The following is a 26,032-nucleotide window of genomic DNA, read 5'->3' on the forward strand; positions in this document are numbered from 1 at the left end:
GCGCCCCTCCGGCATCCTCTCCTTGCCGCGCCCGCGAGACGGCTCTAGCCAGACGGGGTGCGGGCGGCTATAAGCGCGCCCTCGAATCTCCGTTTGACGACGGTGCGCGAGGCGATCCGCCGACAAGACGGGGGAGCCGCCCGGGCGCCGCTTTGGCATAAGCAGGATCCCGCCATGGCCGTTCCGAAGCGAAAGACCTCCCCCTCGCGGCGCGGCATGCGCCGCTCCGCCGACGCCCTCAAGGCCCCGACCTATGTCGAGGACAAGGATTCGGGCGAGCTCCGCCGTCCCCACCACATCGACCTGAAGACCGGCATGTACCGCGGCCGTCAGGTCCTCAAGGTGAAGTCGGCCGAGGCCTGAGACGCCTCGGCTCCGCCAGGCGCGGCCTCAGGCCCGCCTGCGCGCGGCCTCCGCGTAGAGCGCCGCGGCCTTCCGGGTCCGCTCCGCCCGCGACGGGTGCAGGCGCGGATCCTCGCTCACGATCAGCTGTGCCACGAAGCCCGCGAGCGGCCGGCGCGCGGGATTTCCCGCATGGGCCGTGCCCTGCGGGGCCACGATCGTCAGGGCGTGCGAGCTGTTCGGCTCGGCGCGTTCCCTTTCGGGACACTCATCCGTCTCACCCTGCGCCATCGGCCCTGCCCTCCGCGTGGTCCAACGCGGATGTTGCAAGGGTGGAGCCGGCGTTAACGGTTCGTCAACCGTTCTGGGGCCGCCCGCGGCCTACTTCTTGGCGAGCGCTTCCAGCCGCTGCTGCATCTCCGCCATCTGGCGCTTGAGGTCGTCGAGGTCGCTGCCGGGCGGCACGGCCGCGGGCGGCTGCGCGGTCGTCGGGACTCCCGCCGCCCCCTGGGCTCCGGCGCCGAAATTCGTGAACATCTTCATCGCGTCGCCGAAGAAGTTCATGTTGGCCCGCACCTGCTCCTCGAGGGCGTGCTGGAACGCCGAGGGGCCGAAGCTCTGCGAGAGCTTCTCGCGCAGGCCGTCCTGGTCCCGGGCGAAGTTCGCCATCGAGAATTCGAGGAAGCTCGGCACCATCGTGCGCATGCTGTCGCCGTAGAAGCGGATCAGCTGGCGCAGGAAGGCGACGGGCAGGAGGTTGTCCTCGCCGGCCTTGTTCTCCTGCTCGAAGATGATCTGCGTGAGCACCGAGCGGGTGATGTCGTCGCCCGAGCGCGCGTCGTAGACGACGAAATCCTCGCCGCTTTGCACCATGGTGGCGAGGTCTTCCAGGGTGACGTAGGTCGAGGTGCCGGTGTGATAGAGGCGCCGGTTGGCGTATTTCTTGATGACGGTCTGATGCGCCTTACCGTTTTCCGCCATCTGTGCGGCCTCTCCCGACCCGTACCTGCCGGCGCCGCCCTCGTTCAAGGCGCGCGCATCGAGACAGGGCGCTCCGGACGCGCCCGCACCGACCTTAAGACTTTCGCCCGCCGACGAAAACAGCAATTTCCTGCTCATCCCCGCAGAATAATGCCGGCGGCGTTCCATTCCAAGCGTGTTCAATCCTGCGGGTCCGTCACCGCCCTCCGCATCGCCTGCTTGACTTCATCTGGCCCAAGGCTTTCATCCGGAGAACGGCATCAGAGCGCGCGAAACCCAGAGAGCTCCAAGCAGCGCCGGCCGCGAGAGGAGAACGTCAGATGGCAGGCAGCGAAGAGATCGTGATCGTCGGTGCGGCGCGCACCCCGGTCGGCTCCTTCGGCGGTGCGTTCGGCAGCGTGCCGGCGCACGAACTCGGCAAGGTCGCGATCAAGGCGGCGCTCGAGCGCGCCGGCGTCTCGCCGGACGAGGTGGACGAGGTGATCTTCGGCCAGGTGCTCACCGCCGGCGCCGGCCAGAACCCGGCCCGGCAGGCCGCCATCGCCGCCGGCATCCCCGAGAAGGCCACCGCCTGGGGCCTCAACCAGGTCTGCGGCTCGGGGCTTCGCACCGTCGCCATCGGCATGCAGCAGATCGCCAGCGGCGACGCCAAGGTCATCGTCGCGGGCGGCCAGGAATCCATGTCGCTCTCGCCCCACGCCCAGTACCTGCGCGGCGGCCAGAAGATGGGCGACGTCAAGCTCGTCGACACGATGATCAAGGACGGGCTCTGGGACGCCTTCAACGGCTACCACATGGGCACCACCGCCGAGAACGTGGCCCAGGCCTTCCAGCTCACCCGCGAGCAGCAGGACGCGTTCGCGGCCCGCTCGCAGAACAAGGCCGAGGCCGCCCGCAAGGAGGGCCGCTTCAAGGAGGAGATCGTCCCCGTCACGGTGCCGGGCCGCAAGGGCGACACCATCGTCGATACCGACGAGTACATCCGCGACGGCGCCACCCCCGAGGCGATGGCCAAGCTCAAGCCCGCCTTCTCGAAGGACGGCACGGTGACGGCCGGCAACGCCTCCGGCCTCAACGACGGCGCCGCCGCGATCGTGCTGATGTCGGCTTCCGAGGCCGAGCGCCGGGGCCTCAAGCCGCTCGCCAAGATCGTCTCCTGGGCGACCGCCGGCGTCGACCCGAAGATCATGGGCACCGGCCCGATCCCGGCCTCCCGCAAGGCCCTCGACAAGGCGGGCTGGAAGCCCTCCGACCTCGACCTGATCGAGGCGAACGAGGCCTTCGCGGCGCAGGCGCTCGCGGTCAACAAGGACATGGGCTGGGACGACGAGAAGGTGAACGTCAACGGCGGCGCCATCGCCATCGGCCACCCGATCGGCGCGTCCGGCGCCCGCGTCCTCGTCACGCTGCTCCACGAGCTGAAGCGGCGCGACGCCAAGCGCGGCCTCGCCACCCTCTGCATCGGCGGCGGCATGGGCGTCGCCATGTGCGTCGAGCGCCCCTGAGCCGGCACGCTCCCCGCGCGGGCCTCAAAACCTCTTGAGGCCCGCCGCAATTTTATTGGCGTGCGGCCGGCCCGTCCGGGCGGCAGAATGCGCCATCCGAAGTCTTCATAAGAACATCAGGAGGAAACCATGGCTCAGGAACGCGTCGCCCTCGTCACGGGCGGGACGCGCGGCATCGGCGCCGCCATCTCGAAGGGCCTCCAGGCCAAGGGCTACAAGGTGGCCGCGAATTACGGCGGCAACGACGAGGCGGCCAACGCCTTCAAGGCCGAGACCGGCATCCCCGTCTTCAAGTTCGACGTCGGCGACCTCGCCTCCTGCGAGGAAGGCATCAGGAAGATCGAGGCCGAGGTCGGCCCGATCGACATCCTGGTGAACAACGCCGGCATCACCCGCGACGGCGCCTTCCACAAGATGAGCTTCGAGAAGTGGCAGGCGGTGATCCGCACCAACCTCGACTCGATGTTCACCTGCACCCGCCCCCTCATCGAGGGCATGCGGGAGCGCGGCTTCGGGCGCATCATCCTGATCTCGTCGATCAACGGCCAGAAGGGCCAGGCCGGCCAGACCAACTACTCGGCGGCCAAGGCGGGCGTGATCGGCTTCGCCAAGGCGCTGGCGCAGGAGAGCGCCTCCAAGGGCATCACCGTCAACGTGATCGCGCCGGGCTACATCGCCACCGAGATGGTGATGGCCGTGCCGGAGGACATCCGCAACAAGATCATCTCGACGATTCCCGCGGGCCGCCTCGGCGAGGCCGAGGAGATCGCCCGCGCCGTCGAGTACCTCGCGGCCGAGGATTCCGGCTTCATCACCGGCTCGACCCTGACGATCAACGGCGGCCAGTACTTCACCTGATCCGGCGGCCGGGGGGCCGGGCGCCCGGCCCCCTCCCCGTCATTTCGCGCGCTCGGGCTCGAGCGCGCTGATCTCCAGGACGAATTTCTGTCGCAGGGCGCGGGCGAAATCGCCGTAGCCCCTGGCGGCGAGCAGGAAGGCGCCGGGACCGGTGAGCACGTGGTCCCGGTACCAGCGGTCGAGGGTTGTCTCACCGCCCTGCGGCCCGATCGGCAGGGCGCGCAGGCCGTAGCCCGGCGAGCGGAAGGCGCCCGCCCCCACCACGTCGTTCTCGCCCGGCACCAAGATCGGCAGGCCGTTGATGGTGGCGCCTCCCCTGGCGAGGGCGTCGCGCTCGGCGTGGATCGCCTCGACATCGGTGCAATTGTCGATGCCGTCGCCCGAGACGTCGATCACCACCCGGTCGGCCGCGACCGGCAGGGCGGGCAGCACGTTCGCGCCGACCGTGCGCAGCATCTGCCCGAGACAGGTGAAATCCCCGGCCTGACGCGGCACGGCCCGGACGAGGGCGGCCGCGGCGGCCGCCTCCCGGCGGCTCGCGATCCGGCGCCAGCCGACGGCGAGACTGGCCTTGTCGGCCCAGGTCACCATCGCGAACATGATGCCCCCGGAATTGCCCGTGATGGCGGCGAGCACCGACGGGTCCTCCAGCGCCTCGGCGATCCCCTCCATCTGCAGCCGGAAGCGGTCCTCGTCGACGGATTGCGAGACGTCGACCGACACGACGAGGGCGGTGGCGACGCTCTCCTCGACCGCTGCCGCCGGCGCGAGCCCGGCGAGCCCGGCGGCGAGGACGAGGGCGGCGCGCCGGCTGGCCCATCGGGCCGCGCCCTCACGCTGTCGGATCCCCCTCCCCATGCCGCCCCTCGCCCTTCCCACGGGCCGCTCTCGGGCGGCCTCGCGCCATTGTCGAGGCTTGGCCGATCCCCCGCAAGCCCGGGCCGCCTCAGCCCCGCGGGGTCGGGCGCCAATCCGGCGGGGCCATCTCGAACCCCTCGAACCGGAAGGCGGGCGAGACCGTGCAGCCCACGAGCGTCCAGGCGCCGAGGCTCGTCGCGGTCTGCCAGTGACCCGCCGGCACCACGATCTGCGGCTGTTGCCCCCGGGCGATGTCCGGCCCGAGGTGCCGCGCGGTCGCGTCGTGCCCGTTCGGGCTGACCGTGAGGACGAGGGGAGCGCCCGCGTACCAGTGCCAGATCTCGGCGGCATCGACCCGGTGCCAGGCCGAGGTCTCGCCGACATCCAGGAGATAGTAGATCGCGCTGCCGGCCGAGCGGCCCTCGATCGTGCGCGGGTCCCGGAACGTCTCGCGGTAATGGCCGCCCTCGGGATGGGGCTGAAGGGAAAGCGCCGCGATCATCTGCGCCGCCGTCATCGATCCGGACATTCTCGCACCTCCTGCAATCCTGATTTTTGGCGCAACGGCGGCCGAAAGCTTAAGGACCTGTAAAATTTCGGACCTTCCGATCGCTGCGCAAAGCACTCGAACTATCCTTAACCACGCTTACTGACGCATCATCAGCAAATTTGTGTTCACTTCGAAAGAGAACCACTGCGCTTTCGACCGAGGATCTACCATGCCGCTGTGGCACGCCCGTCTCCGAACGGACCAGCGCGGAAACGTCGCGATCATGTTCGGCCTCTCCCTGCTGCCGGTGCTGGCGATGACCGGAGCGGCGATCGATTACAGCCAAGCGAGCCTCGTGCGCGCCCGCCTTCAGGCCGCGACCGATGCCACGGCTTTGCGCCTGTGCCAGCTGCCGAAGGCGACCGCGGATGCCGACATCAGGAGCAAGGCGCTCACCTGGATGAAGAGCTACATGGCGAGCGACGCCGTCACCCTGCCCGACAAGGATTTCAAGATCGCCTCCGATCCCCGCCAGATCGAGATGCGGTCGCTGGTGCCGTCGACGACCTATTTCGGCAGGATCTACAAGTATTTCGGCGCGACGCCCTTCGAGAGCGCGATGCCCGTCTCCGCCTCGGCGCGCTGCGCCGCGCCCGTGCCGCAGGATTTCGAGATCGCCCTCGTGCTCGACACGACGGGCTCGATGGACCGCGCGGACAAGGGCGGCGTCTCGAAGATGGAAGCCCTTCGGAAGGCGGCCAAGGACTTCCTCGACTTCGTGGCGAGCAATCCGTCCTTCTCGACCAACACCCGCATCGCCATCGTCCCCTTCGCCTCGGCGGTGGCCCTCGACGCGACGACGACCGACGGGGCGGCGTGGGTGGACCGGGACGCCAAGTCCTCGCTCCACTGGACCAACTTCGACGTCGACAAGACCGTCTTCAAGAGCCGGCTCGAGATCTTCGACTCGCTGAAGAAGAAGTATTCGAGCTGGAAATGGGGCGGCTGCTTCGAGTCGCTGCCCTACCCCCTCAACGTCAGCGACGGCGGCTTCGACACCGGCAAGGGCGACAGCTACTACGTTCCGATGCTCGCCCCCGACGAGCCGGGCACCGCCCAGGACTCGGTCGCGACCGGCTACGCCTCGGGCAAGAAATCGACCTACAGCTCGTATTACCGCGCCTACGTGCAATACAGCTACAACAGCTATCTCGGCGACAAGACGAACGCCAACAATTGCCAGGGCGACCCAGGCGACGCGGTCACGGCCGAGAAGCGCCTGTGCAAGTACGTGAGCCCGTCGGACACCTATTTCCGCGCCGCCGCGGGCACGACCGTGGCGAACGGCCCGAATTACGGCTGCACCAGCCAGCCGATGCTGCGGCTGACCACCGACATGACGGCACTCCGCAACAAGATCGACAGCCTGACGGCGAACGGGGCCACCAACATCCAGGAGGGCCTGATCTGGGGCTGGCGGGCCCTGTCGCCCAACAGCGTGCTGGCCGACGGGGTCAGCTATACCAAGCCCAATTCCCGGAAGATCCTCATCCTGATGACGGACGGGTTCAATTCCTGGAACGACAACCCGTACAATCCCTACAGCATCAACCAGTCGTTCTACAGCAGCTTCGGCTTCTTCGTGAACGCGAACGACACCAAGGCCTCCGACGGCACCGCCACCTCGCGCTTCCCCGCCACGATCGCCAATCCGACCGACAGCGACAGCGCCCGCGCGGCGATGGACACGCTGACCAAGACGACCTGCGACAACATCGCCAAGCTGCCCGCGCCGATCGAGACCTTCACGATCGGGTTCAGCATCGACAGCGACAAGATCGACCAGAAGGGCATCGACCTGCTCGCCGGCTGCGCCAGCAAGCCGACCAACACCCACGCCTTCGTCGCCAACGACTCGACGGCCCTGGTCAGCGCCTTCCGGCAGATCGCGACCTCGATCGGCGCGCTCCGCCTGACCCAGTGAGCGCCGGCAGGCCGCGGGACGACCGCGATCTGCGCCCCTACTCGGCGATCGCCGGCCCCTACTCGGCGATCGCTCCCTGCGGCAGGCCGAAGCCCGGAGGCGCCTGCGGGGGCGTCCGCGCGGGCTTGGCCACGGCCTTCTCGCGGGGTCGTGCCTTGGGCGGGGCGGCCTCCTCGGTCTTGGCCCCGTCCGCGCCGGCCGCCTCCTCGGCCTTGGCCGCGGCGCGCGGCACAGGCTTGCCCTTGCCCTTGCCCGGATTCTTCGCCTTCGCCTCCTGAGGCACCGTCACGGCGGGCGCGTCCGCGCAACCGCGGAAGCCGAGGCTCGCGAGCGTCTCGCCGGCCTCGGAGACGATCGTGATCGGGTCCGGCAGGAGGGGCAGGGAGGGCTCCCAGCGGATCGGGCCGCCGAGCTGCGCCTCGAGCACGCCGGGCGAACTGCCGCGCCGCAGGGCGGCGAGGTCCGGCCCGTAGGCCGTCGCGAGCTTGTTGCCGATCACCACCTGCAGCACCTGCGTGACCTCGGGCGTCAGCGGGCGCAGGGGGTTCTCCACCTCCGCCCGCCCCTTGCGCGTGACGTAGAGCGCGAAGCTCTTCGGGCCCTCGTAGCGGGCCGCCCGCGCCCCGCAGGGCTCGGGTGCCTGCGCGGCCGGCAGCGCGGTCTGTGCGAGCGCCGGGCCGGCGGAGATCAGGGCGAGCAGCGCCCAGGCCGACGAGCCGGCGCGCCTCTCGGCGCGCAGCTTGGCGCGCAGCTTGGCGCGCAGCTTGGCGCGCAGCTTGGCGCGGATGAATCCTGTCACGACGTCCCGCTCCGCTCCCCGTGTCCGCGTCATCGTCCCTCGCCCGGGCCCCGGCGGGGCCGGTGTGCGTCCGCCTCTCGGCCCGGCTCGATCGGCTCCAGATCGAGGACGGGCGCCGAGCGGTCGATCGGGCTCTCGCGCCTGCCCACCCCGCCGAGGACGAACGGCTCGTCGTCGTCGTCGGGATCGTTCGGCAGGCGGAGCGGCGGACGCCGGCCGCGCGCCATCATCGCGGCGGCCATCGTGCCGGCGATCGCCAGGGCCGCCACGGCGGCCAGGATCAGGATGGTTTCCATAGGCTTTCCTGCGCCGCCCAGCGTTACCCCAAGGCGAGCGCGGTTGCATCACCGCGCGTGGGACCCCCGTCTCTGGTATGCCAGCCCTGCTCCGAGCGCGGCTTGGCCGTGACGGAACGGTCCTTGCGTCGGCCCCCGCGCGCGACGAGAAGACGGGCGAGCCGACTTTGACCCGCGTGAGCGACCCGATGCCCGAAGGCCGATCCATGCGCACGGACGAGACCACCCGCACGCCCGAGGAACTCGAGGCCCATCTCCTCGGCCTGATCGAGACCTCCCGCGAGCAGGCGAAGGAGGATCCGTTCCGCAATCCCGTCCTCGCCGTGACGCTCGCGATCACGCGCCGGTTCGACCGGGGGGAGATCGGCGCGGGCGATCTCGACGCCCTGTTCGTGCGCCTGCGGGAGCAGTCGCTCGGGGAGCGGGCGGCGCGCCTGCGCGCCTATGTCGGGCTGGAGGGCGATGCGGGCTTCGGCGCGGACACGGCGATGCCGGCCCGCCTCGTCGCCGCGATCCCGAAGGGTCCCGGCGATTTCGAGACGTTGCGCGATCTCGTGGGGCGCACCGCCTTCGCCGTCGTGTTCACGGCCCACCCGACCTTCGGCATGCCCAAAGCGGTGGCGGCCCTGATCGCGGCGGCCGCGAGCGAGGGCAGCGCGCCGGCGCGGGAACCGGTCATCGCCGAGGCGGCGGCGCTCTCGACGCGCCCCGATCCCGTCATCACCCTCGACGGCGAGTTCGAGCAGGCCTGCATCGCGGCCAATCACGGCCGCGCGGCGCTGGACGCCTTCAACGGCGCCCTCCTCGACGCCGCCCGGGAGCGCTGGCCGGATCGCTGGACCGAGCTCGTGCCGCGCCCCTTCGCCATCGCGAGCTGGGTCGGCTGCGACACGGACGGGCGCACCGACATCGGCTGGTGGGACACCCTGCGCTACCGGCTCGAATCCAAGCGGATGCAATTGGAGCGCGTCGCGCGCGAGTTGCCCGATATCCCCGCCACCCGGGTGGTGCGCGAGCTGACCGGGAACGCCCTCTCGGCGGTCAGCCGCCAGCTCGCCGTGGCGCCGCGCCTCGGCACGCAGCCCTCGCTCGAGGCCGTGCACCGCTTCGCGCTGGCGCTCATCATCGAGCGCGAGCGGGCCCAGACCGATGCGGGGGCGCTGCTCGCCGGCCTCGCCGCGGCGATCACGGCGACGGACGACGACGCCGACCGGCGCAGCATCGCGATCCTGCGCTTGGGGATCGCGACGCACGGGCTCTCGAACGCCCTGCCCCACTTCCGGCTCAACGCCTCGCAGATCCACAACGCGGTGCGCCGGGTGATCGACCTCGACGGCGAGCCGACGGATGCGGCCCAGCGGCGCTCGCACCTCGCCACGATCCACACGCTGCTCAACGACGTGCAGCCCGTCGCCGTCGATTTCGGGGCCCTCGCGGCCGAGCGCGCCTCGGCGGCACGCCTGATGATGACGATCGCGCAGATCCTCAAGCACGTCGACGGCACGCATCCCGTGCGCTTCCTGATCGCGGAGACCGAGACGGGCTACACCCTGCTCGCCGCCCTCTGGCTCGCGCGCCATTACGGGATCAGCGACAAGGTCGAGATCACGCCCCTCTTCGAGACGGCCTCGGCGCTGGAGCAGGGCATCCGCGTCCTCGACGACGCGCTGCGCAACCCGCATTGGCGCCAGTACCTGAAGCGGATCGGCCGCCTCGCCGTGCAGTTCGGCTACTCGGATTCCGGCCGCTACGTCGGCCAGCTCGCCGCGACCTTCTGGATCGAGCGGCTGCGCCTGCGCCTCACCGAGCTTCTCGTGCAGAACGATCTTGGGGGGGTCGAACTCGTCATCTTCGACACGCACGGCGAGTCGATCGGCCGGGGCGCCCACCCCTCCTCCCTGCGCGACCGCCTCGCCTATCTCGCGCCGGAGGATGCGCGCCGCCGCAACCGCGCGGCCGGCATCGGGGTGCGCCTCGAATCGAGCTTCCAGGGCTCGGACGGCTACCTGATGTTCGGGACCGCTCCCCTCGCCCGGGCCAGCGTCGCCCGGATCGCCGAGCACGTCTTCGCCCTCGACGTCGCGGACGACGACACATTCGCCGATTACGTGCTCTCCGACCCGCGGAGCGGGGCCGACGAGGCGGACGATCCCGTCTACGCCGAGGCCGACTTCGCCACGGAGTTCTTCACGGTGGTGCGCCAGGACATGGAGGCGCTCGTCGACGACCCGGGCTACGCGGCGCTGCTCGGCACCTTCGGCCCGAGCCTGATCGACCGGACGGGCTCGCGCCCCGTCGTCCGGCAGTCGGATTCGGGCGGCCCCGCCATGATCACGCATCCGCGCCAGATGCGGGCGATCCCGAACAACGCGATCCTGCACCAGCTCGGCTATCTCGCGAACTCGCTGCACGGGATGGGCCGCGCGGCGGGCCGGGCGCCGGACCTGTTCCGGGACATGCGGCGGGATTCCGTGCGCTTCTCCCGAGCCTTCCGCCTCGTCCAGCACGCGGCGAGCGTCGGCGACCTCGACGTGCTGCGCGCCTATATCGACACCCTCGATCCGGCGGTCTGGCTGGAGCGGGCGCGGCGCACGCAGCGCGACACGCGGCGCGAAGAGCTCGTGATCATCGCGGGCGCCCTCGACCGGCTCAATCTCGCCCCGAACCTGCGGCGCCTGTTCGGGCGCCTCACCACGGACTGGCTGAGCCTGCAGCAGGCCGCCCCCGATCTCGGCAAGATGTCGGTGCGCCTCACCCTGCTCCACGCGATCCGCCTCGCCCTGATCCACCGGATCTGGTTCCTGGCGGTCCACATCCCGGGCTTCCGCCCCCAGGCCGGCGTGACCCGAGAGCAGCTGCTCGAGCGCTTCCTGCGCCTCGACATCGACGGCTGCCTCACGCTGCTCGCCGAGATCTTCCCGATCACCCCGGATCCGACGCTCGGGCTGAATTTCGGCGAGCCGGCAGGCCCCCGCGACGTCGGCACCTACGAGGCCGAACATACCGGCCTGTTCGAGCCGATCGGCCGCATGTTCGCGCAGGTGCGCGAGATCTCGGGCATGATCCAGCACGAGGTCGGGGCGTTCGGGTAAGGCACGCGCAGGATCCGCGACGCGCCACCTCTCCCGCGCGGGCGCGGGGGACACGGCCTCTCCCGCGCGGGAGCGGGGGACACGGCGCGGCCGGCAGCCCTCACACCGCCGCCACCGTCAGCATCGTCCCGGTCATCCCCGTGACCCGGACCCGGCTGCCGGCCGGAAGATCGGGGCCGGTGATGCGCCAGAGGGTGTCGTCGAAACAGATCGTGCCCGTGCCGCCGACGATATCCGTCGTCAGCATACCCTCGCGCCCGATCAGGCCGCGATCCGCCCGGTTGAGGCCGGAGATCGGCCGCTTGGTGAGGCGGCTCGCCAGGGCCACGCTCACCACCGCGAGCCCGGCGAAGACGAGGAGCTGCGCCTGCCAGGGCAGCGTCACGAGGGCTGCCAGCAGCCCGGTCAGCAGCGCGGCGAGCCCGAGCCAGACCAGGAACACGCCCGGCAGCGCGAGTTCCGTGCCCATCAAGAGGAGGCCGGCGAGGATCCAGGCCCAGGCGGGTCCGATCTCGGCCGTGAGCTGGCTCAGCATCGGGGTGCTCACGTCTTCGGGACGGTGCCGGCGCTCGGCGGCAGCCCGGAGCGGGAGCGCGGCGGCGCCCCCTCCCCTCCGAACACGGCCCGCGTGATCTCGCCGATGCCGCCGAGGGTGCCCGCGAGCGCGGCCGCCTCGATCGGCACCACCACGACGCGCTGGTTCGGCGCGGTGGCGATGGCCCGCACCGCCTCCACGTACTTCTCGGCGACGAGGAAATTCGCCGCCGCGAGGTCGCCCTGGGCGATCGCCTCGCTCACCATAGCGGTCGCCTTCGCCTCGGCCTCGGCGCCGCGCTCGCGCGCCTCGGCATCGCGGAAGGCTGCTTCGCGCCGCCCCTCGGCCTCCAGGATCGTCGCCTCCTTGCGCCCCTGCGCCCGCAGGATCTCGGCCTGCTTCTGGCCTTCCGCCTCCAGGACCGAGGCGCGTTTCTCGCGCTCGGCCTTCATCTGGCGGGCCATGGCGCCCGCGAGATCGGCGGGCGGCACGATGTCCTTGATCTCGATGCGGGTCATCTTCACGCCCCAGGGCGAAGCAGCGGCATCCATCACCCGCAGCAGCCGCTCGTTGATCTCGTCCCGGTGCGAGAGGAGCTGGTCGAGGTCCATCGAGCCGACCACGGTGCGGATGTTCGTCATGGTCAGCGTCATCATCGCGACCTCGAGATTCGAGACCTCGTAGGAGGCGCGGGCCGCGTCGAGCACCTGGTAGAACACCACCGCGTCGATGGTGACGCCGGCATTGTCCCGCGTGAAGGCCTCCTGGCTCGGCACGTCGATGACCTGCTCCATGATGTTCACGCGCCGACCGATCCGCTCGACATACGGCACGATGAGCCCGAGCCCGGCCTCGAGGTTGCGCGCGTAGCGCCCGAACCGCTCCACCGTGTAGACGTGGCCCTGCGGCACGATGTTGATGCCGATGGCGAGCGTCACGATGACGAGCAGGGCGAGCGCCACCGCCACGGCGCTCAGGCCGATCGAGAGATCCATGCTCCGCCCCCCGGACATCCGCTCCTGTCGCGGGCCATTGAGGCGGAGGCGGCGCCGTTCCGCAAGGGGCGGTGCGAGGGGGAGGCGGGATGGCGCCTCAGCGCTTCCAGACGCCGAGACGCTCGCTGCGCGCGTGATCCTCGGCCGCGACGAGATCCGGCGTCGCCTCGGGCGAGGCCCGGCCGCCGCCGTTGAACAGGACGACTTCCGAGAGGTCCCTCCCCTCGACCTGGCAGAGCACGTTCTGGCTGCCCGTCACGGGCAGGCAGGTGACGGCGCGCCCGGCGAGATAGCGGGTGAGGTCGTCGGCCTGGCCGCCGCGCACCCACTCGACGCCGAACAGGCGCACCAGCTTGCCGCCGACGCGCAGGGTGGCGGTGTCGATCACCTCGGCGGGGCCGCTGATCTCGTTCGGGTTGGCGGGGGCCGTGTTTGCGGGCGCCTCGCCCGAGGCCGCCCGGCTCTCGGGCTCGGCGGAAGCCCCGGGTGCGGGCGCGGCCCCGCCCCCCGGATCGGTCGCGGATTCGGTGCGCGCGCCCGTGACGTTCGGGCCGGGACGATCCGGGCGGCTCGTCACGAGGACGGCCGCGCCGACCGCGAGGATCACGGCCGCGAGGCCGGCGGCGAGGTAGCGGCGGCGGCCCGTGCCGTCATCCGAGGCGAGGGCGTCGCCGAGCCGCTCGCGGGCGCGCTGCAGGCGCTCGCGCCACGCGCTGCCGGCCGGCTCCGGCGGTAGGGTCTCGGGCACGGCCTCACCGGTGGCCGAGAGCGGTTCGGCCTCGGTGCGCGCCGGCCGCTGGCTGTCGAGGCGCCCGCGAAGGGCGCCGAGCGAGGTCCCGAGGCGCGTGGCCAGGGCCCGCCCGCGCGCCGAGGAACTCGCGACGAGCGACTTCGCGAGGGCGGATTGCGTCTCGACGAAGCGGGCCGTCGCCGCCCGGACGTCGGAGCCCTCGGGATCGGCGGGAACGCCCGGCTCGGCGGCCCCCTCCCCCGCATTCCGGGCGGCGGAGAGGTCGGGCACGGGCTCCGGCAGGAACAGCGCGGGGTGGCGCCGCTTCAGGTCTGCCACGAGATCGTCGAGGCTCAAGGGTGCGTCGGCGGCGGAGCCGGCCCTGCCCTCCTCCGCGGGCTCGCGCAGCCGCGTCGCGCCGGTCCTCGGGTCGACGACCCGGTAGCCCGCCGCCGAGGGGTCCGGCTCCACGGCGGCCTGGGCCAGAAGCTCCAGGGTGCGCAGGGCCACCGGCTGCGGGCGCGCGGCCTCGATCGCGGCCCGGATGCGCCCGCGCAACCGCTCCCGCTCGTCGGCGGTGGGCAGGCTCGACGCGGATTCTGGCACCGGGCGCTCGTTCAAAACCTCTGCGGCCTCCGACACCGTCAACGCGGATCCTCGCTCATGGGTACCGGCCGCCTCATCCGCGGCCCGTCGCGGCGGGTCCCGCGCTGAGTGTGGCGCCGCGGCGCAGGACGCGGCTCGACTCGGAGACGATGACCGGCCGCCCGCCCGCGAAGCTGACTTCGAGCGTCAGGTCGGACACGCCCTGCGACAGCGCCCCCGTCCCCGGGTTCCGCGCCTGGAAACTGAAGACCGCGCTCACGACGCAGGTGGCGGCGGAAGCGTTGCAGGCCGTGCGCGTCGTGCCGGGCTGCAACTCGTAGCGCCGGTCGGGCCAGCGGCGCGCGAAGCGGCGCTTCTCCGCCACGAGGGCCGGCAGCGACATCAGGCGGCCGTGGAAGCGCACCTGCTCGGCGTAGAAGCGCGGCGCCGTCGCGGCAAGACCCGCGCCCGTGCCCGAGACGCTGTCGATGTAGTCGTCGGCGAGCCGGCGGGCCGACTCGGCCCAATCGCCGAACCGCGCATCCGTCGCGGGGGCCGGTGCGCCGGTCGGGGCGGGCGCCGGCGTCTCGGCCAGCCGCCGCGGAGGCGCGTGGCGGATGTGGGCGTGGTGGGTTTGCGGGCGGCGGCGCTCCGCGCGCTCGGTCCGGGCCGACCGGCGACGCTCGGCGCGGCGGCGGGGCGCCGCCTCGGCGGCCTCGGGCTCGACCTCCGGGCTCGCGGCCTGCGGCGCGGAGGCAGGGGGCGTCGCGGATCTGGGTGCCGCGCTCTCGGGCGCCGGCTTCGCGGCCTTGCTCGGCGGGTCGACCCAGCCCGGCTGCGCCCCGGCTTCGCCCGCGCAGAGCAGGGTGCCGAGCAGCGCGGCGGCGGAGACGGTAGGGAGAAGAGAGCGCATGCAGATCACCGGGTCGCGAGGCGACGGAGACGGGGTGCCGGAAGGTTCTGACCGGCCGGGCCGCTTCCCGAGCCGGGAGAAACGCCGCCGGAGGTGCGGAGGGTTCCACGAGGCGCGAGCCTGACGCCCGATGGCATGCCACGCGCCCGCCCACCGGAGCAAGGCTCCCGCGACGCTCTGCCCGTAATCCCGAGAATCCACGCGGCCCGCCGCGTATCGCCGGGGAAATCCACGTGCTCCGCCCCGTATCGTGATGCCGATCCCTGCATTTCCGCGGCGGCGCACCCTTGAGTTCGGGGCGCGGGCAACCAAGTTCGTGACAACCCGGGTCCGGGCCCCTCTGGCGGTCGAGGCGTCGACCGTGATGTCGGACCTCTTCCCTGCCTTTGCGTTGACGCGGCGCGAATGCACCGGAGAGCGCTCCTTGGCTGACCGTTCGAGACGTCTCCTGCCCCTGGAGCCCCGCCGATGAGCGCGGCCGCCCCGCCGCGCCGGGCGCTCCTCCTCGCCAATCCGAAGGCCCGCAACGGCGGCGCCGCCCTCGACGAGATCCGCGCGATCCTGCGCCGCGGCGGCATCGAGCCGTTCGAGCCGCCGGAGAACCCCGATTGCAGCGACACGATCCGGGCGCATGCCGGGACCTGCGACCTCGTCATCCTCGGCGGCGGCGACGGCACCATGAACGCGGGCGCCTCGGGGCTCGTGGATGCGGGCCTGCCCCTCGGCATCCTGCCGCTCGGCACCGCCAACGACCTCGCCCGCTCGCTGGGGCTGCCCCTCGATCCGGCCGCGGCGGCGCGCCTCATCACCACGGCCGAGCCGCGCCCGGTCGATCTCGGCTGGGTCAACGGCCACTACTATTTCAACGTCGCGAGCATCGGCTTCTCGGCGGAGCTCGCGGGCGACCTGACGGCCGAGTCGAAGAAGGCGTGGGGCACGCTCGGCTACGGCATCGCCGCGATCCGGGTCTTGCGCCGGGTGCGCCCCTTCACCGTGACGATCGAGCATGACGGCACCGTCGAGAAGGTGACGACGATCCAGGTCTCGGTCGGCAACGGGCGCCATTACGGCGGCGGCATGACGGTGGAGGAGGGGGCGGCGGTCGATGACGGCCTGCTCGACTTCTACAGCCTGGAGATCGCCCATTGGTGGCGGCTCATCACCCTGCTGCCGGCGCTCCGCAGGGGCACGCAGGGGCAGTCCAACGACGTGCGCGCCTTCAAGACCACCGAGATCGTGCTCAGGACGCGAAAGCCCCGCCCCGTGAACACGGACGGCGAGCTGACCACCCACACGCCGGCGCATTTCAAGGTGCTGCCGGGCGCCCTGCGCATCTTCGCGCCGCCCCCCTCCGAGCGGCCGGATGCCGCCGCGGGCGCGGCGAGCCGCCTCCTTCCCCTCTAGATTTTGGATCCCTCGCGCCGTGGACAGCTATCTTCAACTCGCCGCCGACCCCACCGTCTGGGCGGCGCTCGCCACCCTGATCGTGATGGAGGTCGTCCTCGGCGTCGACAACCTGATCTTCATCTCGATCCTGACGAACAAGCTGCCGGCCGAGCAGCAGCAGAAGGCCCGCCGCATCGGCATCGGCCTCGCCCTCGTCCTGCGGCTCGGGCTCCTCGGCACCGTCGCCTACATCGTCCACCTGACGCAGCCCGTCTTCGAGGTGTTCGGCAAGGGCTTCTCCTGGCGGGACATGATCCTCATCGGCGGCGGCCTGTTCCTGCTCTGGAAGGCCACCAAGGAGATCCACGAGAGCGTCGATCCGCACCCGGAGGAGGGGACGGGCGGCGCGTCCCTGAGCTTCGCCGCGGCGATCGGCCAGATCCTGATGCTCGATCTCGTCTTCTCGATCGACAGCATCATCACGGCGGTCGGCATGACCGAGCACGTGCCGGTCATGATGATCGCGGTCGTCGTCGCCGTGATCGTGATGCTGGTGGCCGCCGATCCGCTCTCGCGCTTCATTGCGGCCAACCCCACCGTGGTGATGCTGGCGCTCGGCTTCCTCATCATGATCGGCATGACGCTGATCGCGGAGGGTTTCGGCGCGCACGTGCCCAAGGGCTACATCTACACCGCCATGGCCTTCTCGGCGGCGGTGGAGGGCCTCAACATGCTGGCCCGCCGCCGCAAGCGGAGGAAGGCGGGCAGCGCGTCCGAACCGGCCGGGCAGGCCGTGCCGGTGCAGCGGCAGGCGAAGGCGTGACCCCTTCCGCCCCGCGCGGCGCGCGCCGCGCGGGGTCGGCGTCTCACCAGCGGTAGATCAGGCTGCCGATCACCGTGGCGGGAGCGCCGCGGTAGCAGAAGCCCGCCTGACAGTTGGTATAGTCGCGGTCGAAGATGTTGAAGGCGTTCACCTGTGCCCGGAAGCCCGCGTATTTCGGATCGAGCGCCGCGAAATCGTAGGCGATCAGCGCATCGAACAGCGTGACGGTGGGGTTGCGCACCGTGTTCTCGTCGTCGGCGAAGCTCGAACTCGCGTAGCGGATGCCGCCGCCGATCTGCAGGCCGTGCAGGGGCGAGGAGGGCGGGAACAGGTAGGTGCCGAACACCTTGATGGTGTCGCCCGGGATGCCCGACAGGGTGTTGCCGTCGATTGGCTGGCCGGTCACCAGCGAGGTCTGGCTCACGAACTGGAAGTTGAGGTGCGTGTAGGCGAGGGTGAGGTTCGTGCCCGGCGCGAGGTTGGCGATCAGCTCGCCCTCGAAGCCGCGGGAGCGGACCTCGCCCGTCGCCACCGTGAAGGCGAGATTGGCCGGGTCCTGGCGCAGGATGCTGGTCTGGACGATGTCGAAGCCCGCGAAGGCGGCGGTGATGTTGGTGCCGGGGACGGCGTATTTCACGCCCGCCTCGATCTGGTCGCCGGTGGCGGGCCTGAACGCCCGGCCGCTCGCATCCGCGCCGACCTGCGGCGTGAAGGTGGTGGCGTAGCTCGCATACGGCACGAGGCCCGGTGCCAGCGTGTAGTTCAGGCCGACGCGGCCGGTGAAGGCGGTGTCGTTCTGGGTGGTGGAGGGGCCGAGCGCCCCGGGCACGCCGCTCGCCGTCGTCTGCGAGACCCAGTCGTGCCGGCCCGTCAGCGTCAGGACGAAGCGGTCCCACTTCGCCTGCTCCTGCAGATAGAGGCCGACCTGATCCTGCGACTGGCGCGCCGCGAGCGTCAGGACCGGCCGCGGGATGAATTGCCGCCCGTAATTCAGGGTCGCGAGGTCGAGGTCGGGCGCGGTGCCGAAGCCGCCCACGCGGTCCCAGTCGAAGTGCAGGTAGTCGAGCCCGCCGAGCAGGGTGTGGGCGATCGGCCCGGTCTGGACATGGCCCTCGATCTGGTTGTCGAGGGCGACCGAGTGCAGGTTCTCGATGAACAGGCCCGTCGAGCGCTGCGCGGTCAGGCCCGTCACGGAATCGATCTGGACGTAGGGGAAATCGCCGTTGACGCCGTAATAGCGGAAATTCTGCCGGACGATCAGGTCGGGGCTGACCTTGTGCTCGAAGGCGTAGCCGATCCGGTATTGCTGCTGCGTGAAGGCGTTGAAGGCCCCGTCGCCCTGGTAGTAGCGCGACACCCGGAATCCGGGGAAGTTGTAGAAGGCCGAGGTGCCCGGCAGCTTCGAGTTCTGGAACTCGGTCAGCAGGGTGAAGGTGGTGTCGGCGGACGGCTTCCAGGTGAAGGCCGGCGCGATGTTGAAGCGGTCGTCGGTCGCGCCGGGCAGGAAGGTGTCGGACTGGCGAACGATCCCAGTGAGGCGGTAGGCCATCGTGCCGTCCGAACCCTCGACCGGGCCGCCGAAGTCGAAATTGCCCTGGAAGCGGTCGTAATTGCCGCCCTGGAACCAGAGTTCGCCGAAGCGGGCGAAGACGGGACGCTTCGTCGTCACGTCGACGATGCCGCCGGGAGAGCCGAGGCCGTAGAGGCCCGAGGCCGGCCCGCGCAGGATGGTGACGGCCTCCGTGCCGTAGGGCTCGATGCGCGGCACCGCGAGCCCGACCGCGGATTGGCGCAGGCCGTCGCGGAAGACGCCGTCGTAGGTTGCCGAGAAGCCGCGGATGTAGAAGGCGTCGAAGCGGGGATCGAAGCCGAACACGTCCGTCGACGTGCCCGGCGCGTAGGCCAGCGCCTGGTTGAGGTCCTGCACGTTGCGGTCGTTGAGTTGCTCGCGGGTGACCACGGTCACGGATTGCGGGGTCTCGATCAGCGGCGTGTTGGTCTTGGTCGCCGTCGGGCTCGCCTTCGCCGTGTAGCCGACGACCCCGCTCGGGCCGCCGCCACCGCCGCTCGTGGCCGCCCCATTGCCGATTCCGGGTCCCGGCTGCGGCACGCCGCTGCCCTCCACCGCGATCTGGTCGAGCTGCACGCTGCGTTCCTGTGCCGATGCGGAGCCGGCTCCGGCGGGTGGGGCGAGCGCGACGGTCGCGGCAAGACGAAGGGAGAGGGGACGAGCACGCATCGACAGAACCTCGGATGTCGCGCGCCTCACGCGCGGCTCACGAGACTTGCCTCGTCAAGCTTAAGCAATCAAGACAAAAAGACTGATCTGAAATTGGACTTAGAAAACTTACAAACTACAGCGCTGTACTGATATCATCCGAGACAATCACGGTCCGATCCAGCAGGCCGATCTGCCGGTTCTTCCCGGATGCCGGCTTGCCGAAGACCGCGCGGTCCTCACAGCTCCGGCATCCGCGAGGCCGCCTCCTCGCGCGCGCAATAGGCTTGGTCCGGCGCCGGGCCGCTGCCGGCCAGCGCCTTGCCGAGGTCGGCCCTCGCCCGCTCGAGATCGGCGCGGAAGGTCGCGTTGGCCTGAAGCGCCGCGACGATCGCAGCCCCGTTCGTGCGGCCGGCCTCCACGTCGCTCATCCAGTGCACGCCGCAGACGACGCGGCTCTCGCCATAGGCCCGTCCGCGCACGAGGATCGCGCTCGCCTTCTCGGGGACGAGGGAGGCCATGATCAGGGCGTAGGCCCAGCCCTGCGAGGCGTGGCCGGACGGGTAGCTGTAGCTGTCCGTGAGCTGCTGCGTCCGCTGCACGCAGATCGGCGCCTCGTTGCCGACGAAGGGGCGCAGGCGGCGGTAATGCACCTTGGGGCCGCGGGTGCCCCGCGCGATGTCGAGGCGGGCGCGCTCCAGGAGGGTCATCAGGGCGGGGACGCGGGCTTGGTCGAGCTTCGTGCCGAGCACGCAGGCGAAATTGTCGAGGATCGCGGCGGCGCCCTCCGCCACGTCGGCGGCGGCGAGTTCCCAGCGGGTCGTGCCCTTCAGCGCGCGAGTGGCGTTGAAGGCGGCGCGGTCGGCCGCCTCGGCGGCCGAGTGGCTCGCGGGCGGCGGCGGCAGGATCGCGACCGTGTCGGGCACCAGCGCGTCCGTCAGGTAGGGCTGGTGGGCGGGCTCCCGGGGCTTCAGCGTGTCGGCGCCGACGGACGGGGCCGCCTTCTCCTGTGCGGCAACGGGGTCCGGAAGGGCCGTCGCGGGGGCCAGCAGGGCGAGGGCGGCGAGGGCCGGCAGGAGACGGGGCATCGGGGGACCTTGGGGGCGGGAACGGCTCGGAGCGCGGGGTAGGGTGGCTCGGTGACGGGCGCGTGACGCGCTCAGGCGGCGCGGATCGCGGCGGCGACCTCGCCGGCATATTCCTCGTGCGGGCTCAAGGCCCCGGGCACCGTCGTCCTCGCGACGCGGCCGGTGGCGATCAGGGCATCCATCTCCGCTCCGGAGCGCCGGGGAGCGCGCTCGGGCCGCAGCACCTGGATCGGCGGTAGTTTGCCGTCAAACAAAGCCAGGAACCCCTCTCGGGTCTCGACGGGGTCGAGGGCGCCGGTCACGAAGGCGGCCGTTCCGAAGCGCCCGCCCGGCTGGCGGGTGATGGCGTGCTTGTCCGCGATGATTCCGGGCGTGACGTGGGCGGGGTCCGCGTAGACGTGGGCGCGCAGCATCCGGCCGATCACGGGCGGGCTGATGTTGATGCGGTAGAGCACGTCGCCGAGGAAGGGCGTCTCGACGAGGCGGCGCAGGCCCCGGAACAGGCCGCGCCGCTCCGGCCCCATCACGGTCGGCAGGGGGCCGCGCCACGTCGGCGCCACGAGGATCAGGCGTTGAAACCGGCCCGGATGGCGGCCGGCGGCCGCGACGAGGTAGGGGGCGGCATGGCCCGCGGCGATGCCGAGGGCGTAGGGGCCGGGCAGGCTCGCGAGCAGCGCGTCGAGGAAGGCGTGAAGGGTCTGCGGCGCCAGCGGCAGCCGCGCCCGCGGCTGGTCGCCGAAACCCGGCCAATCCGGGATCAGGCAGCGGAAATCGTGTCCGAGATCCTTGGCGAGCGCCCGCATCTCGGCGCGGGCCGAGATGGAGGAGAGGGCCGGCAGGAGCAGCGCCTCCGGCCCGTGGCCGACCACGTCGCAGGGCGTCGGGACCCTCCGCCCCGCGACGTCGAGGGACAGGGTACGGGTGGCGTGCGCCGGCTCGACCATCTCTCGCGCGTCCCTCGCTCGGGCTTCCTCCGGGCAGGCTCCGCCGAATCGCGTCGGCTCACCCGGCCCGGAACGATGTAGCGTGTTTCGTGGATCTCATCCGCGCGACACGTCGCGCCGCCGCGCGGGACCGCTCAGGTGCGCAGCAGCTCGTTGATGCCGGTCTTGGCCCGTGTGCCCGCGTCGACGCGCTTGACGATGACGACGCAGTAGAGGCTCGGACCGGGGCTGCCGTCGGGCAGGGGCTTGCCGGGCGTCGTGCCGGAGACGACCACGGAGTAGGGCGGCACGCGGCCGTAGAAGACCTCGCCCGTGGTGCGGTCGATGATCTTGGTCGAGGCGCCGATATAGACGCCCATCGAGAGCACGCTGCCCTCCCCGATGATCACGCCCTCGGCCACCTCGGCGCGGGCGCCGACGAAGCAATTGTCCTCGATGATGACGGGATTGGCCTGGAGCGGCTCCAGCACGCCCGCGATGCCGGCGCCGCCGGAGATGTGGCAATTCTCGCCGACCTGCGCGCAGGAGCCGATCGTCACCCAGGTATCGACCATGGTGCCGCGCCCGACATGGGCGCCGAGATTGATGAAGGAGGGCATCAGGACCGCGCCCGGCGCGATGAAGGAGCCGCGGCGCACGAAGCAGCCCGGCACCGCCCGGAAGCCGGCCTTCCGGAAGGCGGCCTCGTCCCAGCCCTCGAATTTCGAGGGCACCTTGTCCCACCAGGGCGCCCCGCCGGGGCCGCCCTGGATCGGCGCCATGTCGTTGAGGCGGAAGGAGAGCAGGACGGCCTTCTTGAGCCACTGGTTGACCTGCCACTCGCCCCCGACCTTCTCGGCGACGCGCGCTTGGCCGGAATCGAGCAGCGCCAGCGCCTCGTCCACGGCCTCGCGCACGGGTCCGCGCGTGCCCGTGTCGATGCCGGTGCGCTCCTCCCAGGCGGTTTCGATGGTCGTCGCGAGGTCGGCGTGGGACATGGGGCGTTCTCGGGGAGGCTCAGCGGAGGAATGTGGCCCGTGCTTACAAAAGCCCGTTCGGCCTGTCACCTCGGCGGAGCCGGGCTCAGAGCGCGTCGAGCCGGGCCCGAACCTGCTCCAGGCCCTGCATCAGCCCGCCGAGCTCCTCGGCCAGCGTGCCCTCGATCGCGGCGGCGGCGTCGGGGAACTCCTCCAGCACGCGGCGCATCAGGGTGGGGGTGATGCGCATGACCTCGGCCGGCGCGGCGGCACGGGCCTCGCTGGGGCGCTCGCCGCGCAGGAACAGGGCGAGCTGGCCGATCAGGGCCGAGCGGCCGGCCGCGACCGGCTCGGCGCCGGGCACGCGCGGCGCCAGCTCGATCACGCCGGACATCACCACGAAGCCCCCGTCGGCGGGCTCGCCCCGCGCGAACAGGAGATCGCCCGCGGCGAGGCTGCGCCGCTCCGCCGCGAAGGTGAGGAGGCGAAGAGCGTCCCGCCCCATCAGGCCGAACAGGGGCGCCGCGCCGAGGATCGCGATGTCGTCGTCGAGCGCCAACCCTCAAGCCCCGCCTCAAGCCCCCGGCACGATCCCGCCGCGGGGTTGTTTAGCCGAAGGTTGTGGCGCGCACCACGTTCGCGTCAGGCAAGGGTGCGGCGCGCACCACGTGCGCGTCAGGCAAGGTTGGGGCGCGCACCCCTGCGCGTCAGGGCAGCAGCTTGTAGCCGCCGCCCTCGGTCACCAGGATCGCCGCGGTCGCCGGGTTCGGCTCGATCTTCTGGCGCAGGCGGTAGATGTGCGTCTCGAGGGTGTGGGTGGTGACGTGGGCGTTGTAGCCCCAGACCTCGGCCAGCAGCGTGTCGCGCCCCACCACCTCGCGCCCCGCCCGGTAGAGGAAGCGCAGGATCGCGGTCTCCTTCTCGGTGAGCTTCAGCTTGGAGCCGCGCTCGCCGACGAGGAGCTTCGCGCCCGGCCGGAACGTGTAGGGGCCGATCTGGAAGATCGCGTCCTCGCTCGCCTCGTGCTGGCGCAGATGCGCCCGGATGCGGGCGAGCAGCACCGCGAACTTGAATGGCTTCGTCACGTAATCGTTGGCGCCCGCCTCCAGCCCCTCGACCGTATCCTCCTCGGAATCCTGGGCGGTGAGCATGATGACGGGGCCGCGATAGCCGTTGCGGCGCATGATCCGCACCGCCTCGCGGCCGTCCATGTCGGGCAGGCCCACATCCATGACGGCGAGGTCGATCCGGTCGTCCGCGACGCGGTTGACCGCGCCGGTCGCGTCGGCCTCGCTCACCACGATGAACTCGTCGTAGAGATCGAGCTGCTCGGTCAGCGTTTCGCGAAGGGTCGCGTCGTCGTCGCAGATGAGAAGGCGATGGGGGTTCGGCATCGTCCGTGGGACTCTTCAAACAGGGCGCAGGCTTCTCCGAAGCCGGGTATCGCCGGGTCCGGCCGGCCGTTCGTCGGAACCGAGGATATCGGAAAGGGTTCGGGCGGCAGAAAGGGGCAAAGGGGCGCGGTGAGCGTTCGGGCGCCCGGCCGCGTAACCCGGGCATACGCATCAAAATAATGCGGATTTCGCGAGTGGGAATTGGTTTGCGCACAATTATACAGCATTTTCCGTCGCGCCGTCAGGCGATCTTGCCGGTCTCATTCCCTTTGCCGGCTTCGCGAAGGAACAAGGTGATGAGGCTCGCAGGACGGCTCGGAGAAGGCCGGTGAGGCGAACGACCCTGTCCCGCATCCGGGTGCGGCCCGTCATCGGGGACCGCGCCCGCGGGCACCTCGTGGCCGGCTCGTCCGTCATCCCCTGCGCCCTGGGCCGCTCCGGGCTCACCCGGGCGAAACGGGAGGGCGACGGCGCCTCGCCGGTCGCGTGCCTGCGCCTGCGCGGCGGCTTCTACCGGCCCGATCATTTCGGGGCACGCCCCGCGACGCCGCTCGCCCTGCGCCCGACGGGGCGCCGCGACGGCTGGTGCGACGACCCGCGCGACCGCCGCTACAACAGGCCGATCCCGCTGCCCGCCCCCGGCGTCAGCGCCGAGGAGCTCTGGCGGGCGGACGGCCTCTACGATCTCGTCGTCGATCTCGACTGGAACCGCGGGCCGATCCGGCCGGGCCGCGGCTCGGCGATCTTCCTCCACGTCGCCCGCCCCGGCTACGGGCCGACCGAGGGCTGCGTGGCGCTCAAACGCGCTGATCTCGTGCGCCTCCTCCGCCGGCTCGGGCCCCGCACGCGGATCCAGATCGGCTGAAGCCGTTCAGTTAGCCGGCGCAGCAGATGGCCTGAGAGCCACCGAGGGGCGGGGACGGCCGACGACGAGGATCAGGGAGGCGGCGACGAGGCAGAGGGCTCCCGCCACGAAGAAGGCCGGCAGGTAGCTCGACAGCTCGGAGCGGGACAGGCCGGCTCCGTAAGCGGCGGCCGCCGCGCCGAGCTGATGCCCGGCGAAGACCCAGCCGAAGACGAGGTTCGCCCGCGCCCGACCGAACCGTGCGGCCGTGAGCTTCACCGTCGGCGGCACCGTGGCGATCCAGTCGAGCCCGTAGAACACGGCGAAGACGGACAGGCCCGCGAAGGAGAAATCCGTGAAGGGCAGGGCCAGGAGCGAGAGTCCGCGCAACCCGTAGTACCAGAAGAGCAGCCAGCGGTTGTCGTAGCGGTCCGACAGCCACCCCGAGGCCACGGTGCCCGCGAAATCGAACACGCCCATCGCCGCGAGAACGCTCGCCGCCTCGACCGGCCGCAGGCCGAAATCGGCGCAGAGCGGCACGAAATGGGTCTGGATCAGGCCGTTCGTGCTCGCGCCGCAGATGAAGAAGGTGGCGAACAGGATCCAGAAGACCCGGGTGCGGGCCGCCTCGCGCAGGGCGTCGAGGGCGCCCGCTGGCGGCGCGGCGGCCGGTGCGGCGCTGCCCGCTTGCACGGTCTCTCCGTAGGGCGCGAGGCCGATCTCCTCCGGGCTGTCGCGCATCAGCAGGAAGACGGCGAGCGCCGCCAGCGCGAGGAGGCCGCAGATGAGGAGGAGGGCGGCCCGCCAGCCCTGCGCCTCGGTGAGCCCGGCGAGCAGCGGCAGGACGATGAGCTGCCCGGTGGCCGAGCTCGCGGTGAGAAGGCCGACGACGAGGCCGCGCCGGCGCGAGAACCAGCGGGTCGCGACCGTCGCGCCGAGCACCAGGGCCGTCAGGCCCGTGCCGAGCCCGACGCCGACGCCCCACAAGAGGACGAGTTGCCAGACCCGCTCCATGGCGAGGGAGGCGATCAGGCTGCTGCCGATCAGGCCGAGGGCCGCGAGCACGATGCGGCGCGGGCCGTACCGGTTCATCAGGGAGGCCGCGAACGGCCCCATCAGGCCGAACAGGACGAGCCGGAGCGCCAGCGCCGACGAGATCTCGGCCGTGCTCCAGCCGAATTCCTTCTGGAGCGGCAGGATGAGGACGCCGGGCGCGCCCACGGCCCCGGCCGTCACGAGCATCGTGAGGAAGGTGACGCCCGCGACCACCCAGCCATAATGGATGTTGCGTGCAGCGAGGCGGCGGGGCAGCGCGTTCAAGGAGAGGGAGAGGCTCATAGGGTGCGGCCGCGCGTCGGGCTTCGGTGCACTCGCCTGAATCGGCGAGAAAGCTGCATATGCACTCTTTACACGGGG

General features: G+C 71.3%; 25 protein-coding genes. 8 read left to right on the forward strand and 17 right to left on the reverse strand.

Annotated features, from left to right (window positions below; all coding sequences use genetic code 11):
* The first annotated feature begins 174 nt into the window (after nucleotides 1–174).
* The gene (gene rpmF, locus J2X36_RS00860; protein WP_003601373.1) at nucleotides 175–363 is read left to right on the forward strand and encodes a 50S ribosomal protein L32; all 189 of its coding nucleotides are present in this window, start codon (nucleotides 175–177) and stop codon (nucleotides 361–363) included.
* Nucleotides 364–390: 27 nt separating this feature from the next.
* On the opposite strand, the gene J2X36_RS00865 is transcribed toward rpmF, so the two are convergent.
* Nucleotides 391–633, reverse strand: a complete 243-nt coding sequence (locus J2X36_RS00865; protein ID WP_310344958.1) for a hypothetical protein — start codon at nucleotides 631–633, stop codon at nucleotides 391–393.
* A 90-nt stretch (nucleotides 634–723) separates the two neighbouring features.
* Complete coding sequence (gene phaR, locus J2X36_RS00870; RefSeq protein ID WP_132255500.1) at nucleotides 724–1,323, reverse strand: polyhydroxyalkanoate synthesis repressor PhaR; 600 nt, start codon at nucleotides 1,321–1,323, stop codon at nucleotides 724–726.
* Nucleotides 1,324–1,643: 320 nt separating this feature from the next.
* Here phaR and J2X36_RS00875 point away from each other — a divergent pair, with 320 nt between their 5' ends.
* On the forward strand, nucleotides 1,644–2,828 hold the full coding sequence (locus J2X36_RS00875; RefSeq protein ID WP_132255501.1) for an acetyl-CoA C-acetyltransferase: 1,185 nt from the start codon (nucleotides 1,644–1,646) through the stop codon (nucleotides 2,826–2,828).
* Between the two features lie 129 nt (nucleotides 2,829–2,957).
* Nucleotides 2,958–3,686: an acetoacetyl-CoA reductase gene (gene phbB / locus J2X36_RS00880; RefSeq protein ID WP_132255502.1), complete on the forward strand. Its 729-nt coding sequence runs from the start codon at nucleotides 2,958–2,960 to the stop codon at nucleotides 3,684–3,686.
* A gap of 39 nt (nucleotides 3,687–3,725) precedes the next feature.
* On the opposite strand, the gene J2X36_RS00885 is transcribed toward phbB, so the two are convergent.
* Both J2X36_RS00885 and J2X36_RS00890 read right to left on the reverse strand, forming a co-directional pair.
* Complete coding sequence (locus J2X36_RS00885) at nucleotides 3,726–4,544, reverse strand: DUF1194 domain-containing protein (protein WP_310344966.1); 819 nt, start codon at nucleotides 4,542–4,544, stop codon at nucleotides 3,726–3,728.
* A gap of 88 nt (nucleotides 4,545–4,632) precedes the next feature.
* On the reverse strand, nucleotides 4,633–5,073 hold the full coding sequence (locus J2X36_RS00890) for a cupin domain-containing protein (protein ID WP_310344969.1): 441 nt from the start codon (nucleotides 5,071–5,073) through the stop codon (nucleotides 4,633–4,635).
* 190 nt (nucleotides 5,074–5,263) lie between these two features.
* Between J2X36_RS00890 and J2X36_RS00895 the strand changes: the two genes are divergently transcribed.
* Nucleotides 5,264–7,018 carry a pilus assembly protein gene (locus J2X36_RS00895; RefSeq protein WP_310344972.1) on the forward strand — a complete coding sequence of 585 codons (1,755 nt, stop codon included), beginning with the start codon at nucleotides 5,264–5,266 and terminating at the stop codon, nucleotides 7,016–7,018.
* 58 nt (nucleotides 7,019–7,076) lie between these two features.
* Here J2X36_RS00895 and J2X36_RS00900 read toward each other — a convergent pair whose 3' ends face one another.
* Nucleotides 7,077–7,817, reverse strand: a complete 741-nt coding sequence (locus J2X36_RS00900) for a hypothetical protein (RefSeq protein WP_310344975.1) — start codon at nucleotides 7,815–7,817, stop codon at nucleotides 7,077–7,079.
* A gap of 29 nt (nucleotides 7,818–7,846) precedes the next feature.
* A complete protein-coding gene (locus J2X36_RS00905; RefSeq protein ID WP_132255507.1) occupies nucleotides 7,847–8,113 on the reverse strand; it encodes a hypothetical protein in 267 nt (88 codons plus the stop codon).
* Between the two features lie 206 nt (nucleotides 8,114–8,319).
* On the opposite strand from J2X36_RS00905, the gene J2X36_RS00910 reads away from it, so the two are divergent.
* Nucleotides 8,320–11,205 carry a phosphoenolpyruvate carboxylase gene (locus tag J2X36_RS00910; RefSeq protein WP_310344978.1) on the forward strand — a complete coding sequence of 962 codons (2,886 nt, stop codon included), beginning with the start codon at nucleotides 8,320–8,322 and terminating at the stop codon, nucleotides 11,203–11,205.
* 100 nt (nucleotides 11,206–11,305) lie between these two features.
* Here J2X36_RS00910 and J2X36_RS00915 read toward each other — a convergent pair whose 3' ends face one another.
* The 4 genes from J2X36_RS00915 to J2X36_RS00930 all read right to left on the reverse strand — a co-directional run bounded on the left by J2X36_RS00915 (nucleotide 11,306) and on the right by J2X36_RS00930 (nucleotide 14,963).
* Complete coding sequence (locus J2X36_RS00915; RefSeq protein WP_310344982.1) at nucleotides 11,306–11,740, reverse strand: NfeD family protein; 435 nt, start codon at nucleotides 11,738–11,740, stop codon at nucleotides 11,306–11,308.
* Nucleotides 11,741–11,748: 8 nt separating this feature from the next.
* Nucleotides 11,749–12,735 carry an SPFH domain-containing protein gene (locus tag J2X36_RS00920; protein ID WP_310344984.1) on the reverse strand — a complete coding sequence of 329 codons (987 nt, stop codon included), beginning with the start codon at nucleotides 12,733–12,735 and terminating at the stop codon, nucleotides 11,749–11,751.
* Between the two features lie 97 nt (nucleotides 12,736–12,832).
* The gene (locus J2X36_RS00925) at nucleotides 12,833–14,071 is read right to left on the reverse strand and encodes a nuclease (protein ID WP_310344986.1); all 1,239 of its coding nucleotides are present in this window, start codon (nucleotides 14,069–14,071) and stop codon (nucleotides 12,833–12,835) included.
* A 73-nt stretch (nucleotides 14,072–14,144) separates the two neighbouring features.
* On the reverse strand, nucleotides 14,145–14,963 hold the full coding sequence (locus tag J2X36_RS00930) for a hypothetical protein (RefSeq protein WP_310344989.1): 819 nt from the start codon (nucleotides 14,961–14,963) through the stop codon (nucleotides 14,145–14,147).
* Between the two features lie 468 nt (nucleotides 14,964–15,431).
* Here J2X36_RS00930 and J2X36_RS00935 point away from each other — a divergent pair, with 468 nt between their 5' ends.
* Both J2X36_RS00935 and J2X36_RS00940 read left to right on the forward strand, forming a co-directional pair.
* Nucleotides 15,432–16,367: a lipid kinase gene (locus J2X36_RS00935; RefSeq protein WP_132254645.1), complete on the forward strand. Its 936-nt coding sequence runs from the start codon at nucleotides 15,432–15,434 to the stop codon at nucleotides 16,365–16,367.
* Nucleotides 16,368–16,386: 19 nt separating this feature from the next.
* The gene (locus J2X36_RS00940) at nucleotides 16,387–17,172 is read left to right on the forward strand and encodes a TerC family protein (protein WP_310344994.1); all 786 of its coding nucleotides are present in this window, start codon (nucleotides 16,387–16,389) and stop codon (nucleotides 17,170–17,172) included.
* A 43-nt stretch (nucleotides 17,173–17,215) separates the two neighbouring features.
* On the opposite strand, the gene J2X36_RS00945 is transcribed toward J2X36_RS00940, so the two are convergent.
* The 6 genes from J2X36_RS00945 to J2X36_RS00970 form a co-directional block, all read right to left on the reverse strand.
* Entirely contained in the window at nucleotides 17,216–19,411 is a 2,196-nt protein-coding gene (locus J2X36_RS00945) for a TonB-dependent siderophore receptor (RefSeq protein ID WP_310344997.1), read from the reverse strand.
* A 218-nt stretch (nucleotides 19,412–19,629) separates the two neighbouring features.
* Nucleotides 19,630–20,478 (reverse strand): phosphatase PAP2 family protein, encoded by an 849-nt coding sequence (locus J2X36_RS00950; RefSeq protein WP_132254642.1) that lies wholly within the window; start codon nucleotides 20,476–20,478, stop codon nucleotides 19,630–19,632.
* A gap of 71 nt (nucleotides 20,479–20,549) precedes the next feature.
* Nucleotides 20,550–21,422, reverse strand: a complete 873-nt coding sequence (locus J2X36_RS00955) for an alpha/beta fold hydrolase (RefSeq protein WP_132254641.1) — start codon at nucleotides 21,420–21,422, stop codon at nucleotides 20,550–20,552.
* Nucleotides 21,423–21,556: 134 nt separating this feature from the next.
* Complete coding sequence (gene dapD, locus J2X36_RS00960; RefSeq protein WP_310345000.1) at nucleotides 21,557–22,399, reverse strand: 2,3,4,5-tetrahydropyridine-2,6-dicarboxylate N-succinyltransferase; 843 nt, start codon at nucleotides 22,397–22,399, stop codon at nucleotides 21,557–21,559.
* Between the two features lie 85 nt (nucleotides 22,400–22,484).
* Entirely contained in the window at nucleotides 22,485–22,937 is a 453-nt protein-coding gene (locus J2X36_RS00965) for a cyclic nucleotide-binding domain-containing protein (RefSeq protein ID WP_132254639.1), read from the reverse strand.
* 148 nt (nucleotides 22,938–23,085) lie between these two features.
* Nucleotides 23,086–23,772 carry a response regulator transcription factor gene (locus J2X36_RS00970; RefSeq protein ID WP_132254638.1) on the reverse strand — a complete coding sequence of 229 codons (687 nt, stop codon included), beginning with the start codon at nucleotides 23,770–23,772 and terminating at the stop codon, nucleotides 23,086–23,088.
* 328 nt (nucleotides 23,773–24,100) lie between these two features.
* On the opposite strand from J2X36_RS00970, the gene J2X36_RS00975 reads away from it, so the two are divergent.
* Nucleotides 24,101–24,637, forward strand: a complete 537-nt coding sequence (locus J2X36_RS00975) for a L,D-transpeptidase (protein WP_132254637.1) — start codon at nucleotides 24,101–24,103, stop codon at nucleotides 24,635–24,637.
* 6 nt (nucleotides 24,638–24,643) lie between these two features.
* Here the strand turns inward: J2X36_RS00975 and J2X36_RS00980 are convergent, their stop codons facing one another.
* Nucleotides 24,644–25,936 (reverse strand): MFS transporter, encoded by a 1,293-nt coding sequence (locus tag J2X36_RS00980; protein ID WP_405029702.1) that lies wholly within the window; start codon nucleotides 25,934–25,936, stop codon nucleotides 24,644–24,646.
* Between the last annotated feature and the right edge of the window lie 96 nt (nucleotides 25,937–26,032).

It is taken from the genome of Methylobacterium sp. BE186 (assembly GCF_031457035.1).
In the GTDB taxonomy this organism is placed as follows: domain Bacteria; phylum Pseudomonadota; class Alphaproteobacteria; order Rhizobiales; family Beijerinckiaceae; genus Methylobacterium; species Methylobacterium segetis.

Excerpts from the sequence above, each read along its gene's own strand:
- J2X36_RS00910 (WP_310344978.1), top strand. The coding sequence starts at position 8,320 with ATGCGCACGGACGAGACCACCCGCACGCCCGAGGAACTCGAGGCCCAT.
- J2X36_RS00950 (WP_132254642.1), bottom strand. The coding sequence starts at position 20,478 with ATGCCCCGTCTCCTGCCGGCCCTCGCCGCCCTCGCCCTGCTGGCCCCC.
- J2X36_RS00890 (WP_310344969.1), bottom strand. The coding sequence starts at position 5,073 with ATGTCCGGATCGATGACGGCGGCGCAGATGATCGCGGCGCTTTCCCTT.
- J2X36_RS00875 (WP_132255501.1), top strand. The coding sequence starts at position 1,644 with ATGGCAGGCAGCGAAGAGATCGTGATCGTCGGTGCGGCGCGCACCCCG.
- J2X36_RS00945 (WP_310344997.1), bottom strand. The coding sequence starts at position 19,411 with ATGCGTGCTCGTCCCCTCTCCCTTCGTCTTGCCGCGACCGTCGCGCTC.
- rpmF (WP_003601373.1), top strand. The coding sequence starts at position 175 with ATGGCCGTTCCGAAGCGAAAGACCTCCCCCTCGCGGCGCGGCATGCGC.
- J2X36_RS00895 (WP_310344972.1), top strand. The coding sequence starts at position 5,264 with ATGCCGCTGTGGCACGCCCGTCTCCGAACGGACCAGCGCGGAAACGTC.
- J2X36_RS00955 (WP_132254641.1), bottom strand. The coding sequence starts at position 21,422 with ATGGTCGAGCCGGCGCACGCCACCCGTACCCTGTCCCTCGACGTCGCG.
- J2X36_RS00905 (WP_132255507.1), bottom strand. The coding sequence starts at position 8,113 with ATGGAAACCATCCTGATCCTGGCCGCCGTGGCGGCCCTGGCGATCGCC.
- J2X36_RS00865 (WP_310344958.1), bottom strand. The coding sequence starts at position 633 with ATGGCGCAGGGTGAGACGGATGAGTGTCCCGAAAGGGAACGCGCCGAG.
- J2X36_RS00930 (WP_310344989.1), bottom strand. The coding sequence starts at position 14,963 with ATGCGCTCTCTTCTCCCTACCGTCTCCGCCGCCGCGCTGCTCGGCACC.
- phbB (WP_132255502.1), top strand. The coding sequence starts at position 2,958 with ATGGCTCAGGAACGCGTCGCCCTCGTCACGGGCGGGACGCGCGGCATC.
- J2X36_RS00970 (WP_132254638.1), bottom strand. The coding sequence starts at position 23,772 with ATGCCGAACCCCCATCGCCTTCTCATCTGCGACGACGACGCGACCCTT.
- J2X36_RS00920 (WP_310344984.1), bottom strand. The coding sequence starts at position 12,735 with ATGGATCTCTCGATCGGCCTGAGCGCCGTGGCGGTGGCGCTCGCCCTG.
- phaR (WP_132255500.1), bottom strand. The coding sequence starts at position 1,323 with ATGGCGGAAAACGGTAAGGCGCATCAGACCGTCATCAAGAAATACGCC.
- J2X36_RS00885 (WP_310344966.1), bottom strand. The coding sequence starts at position 4,544 with ATGGGGAGGGGGATCCGACAGCGTGAGGGCGCGGCCCGATGGGCCAGC.
- J2X36_RS00915 (WP_310344982.1), bottom strand. The coding sequence starts at position 11,740 with ATGCTGAGCCAGCTCACGGCCGAGATCGGACCCGCCTGGGCCTGGATC.
- dapD (WP_310345000.1), bottom strand. The coding sequence starts at position 22,399 with ATGTCCCACGCCGACCTCGCGACGACCATCGAAACCGCCTGGGAGGAG.
- J2X36_RS00935 (WP_132254645.1), top strand. The coding sequence starts at position 15,432 with ATGAGCGCGGCCGCCCCGCCGCGCCGGGCGCTCCTCCTCGCCAATCCG.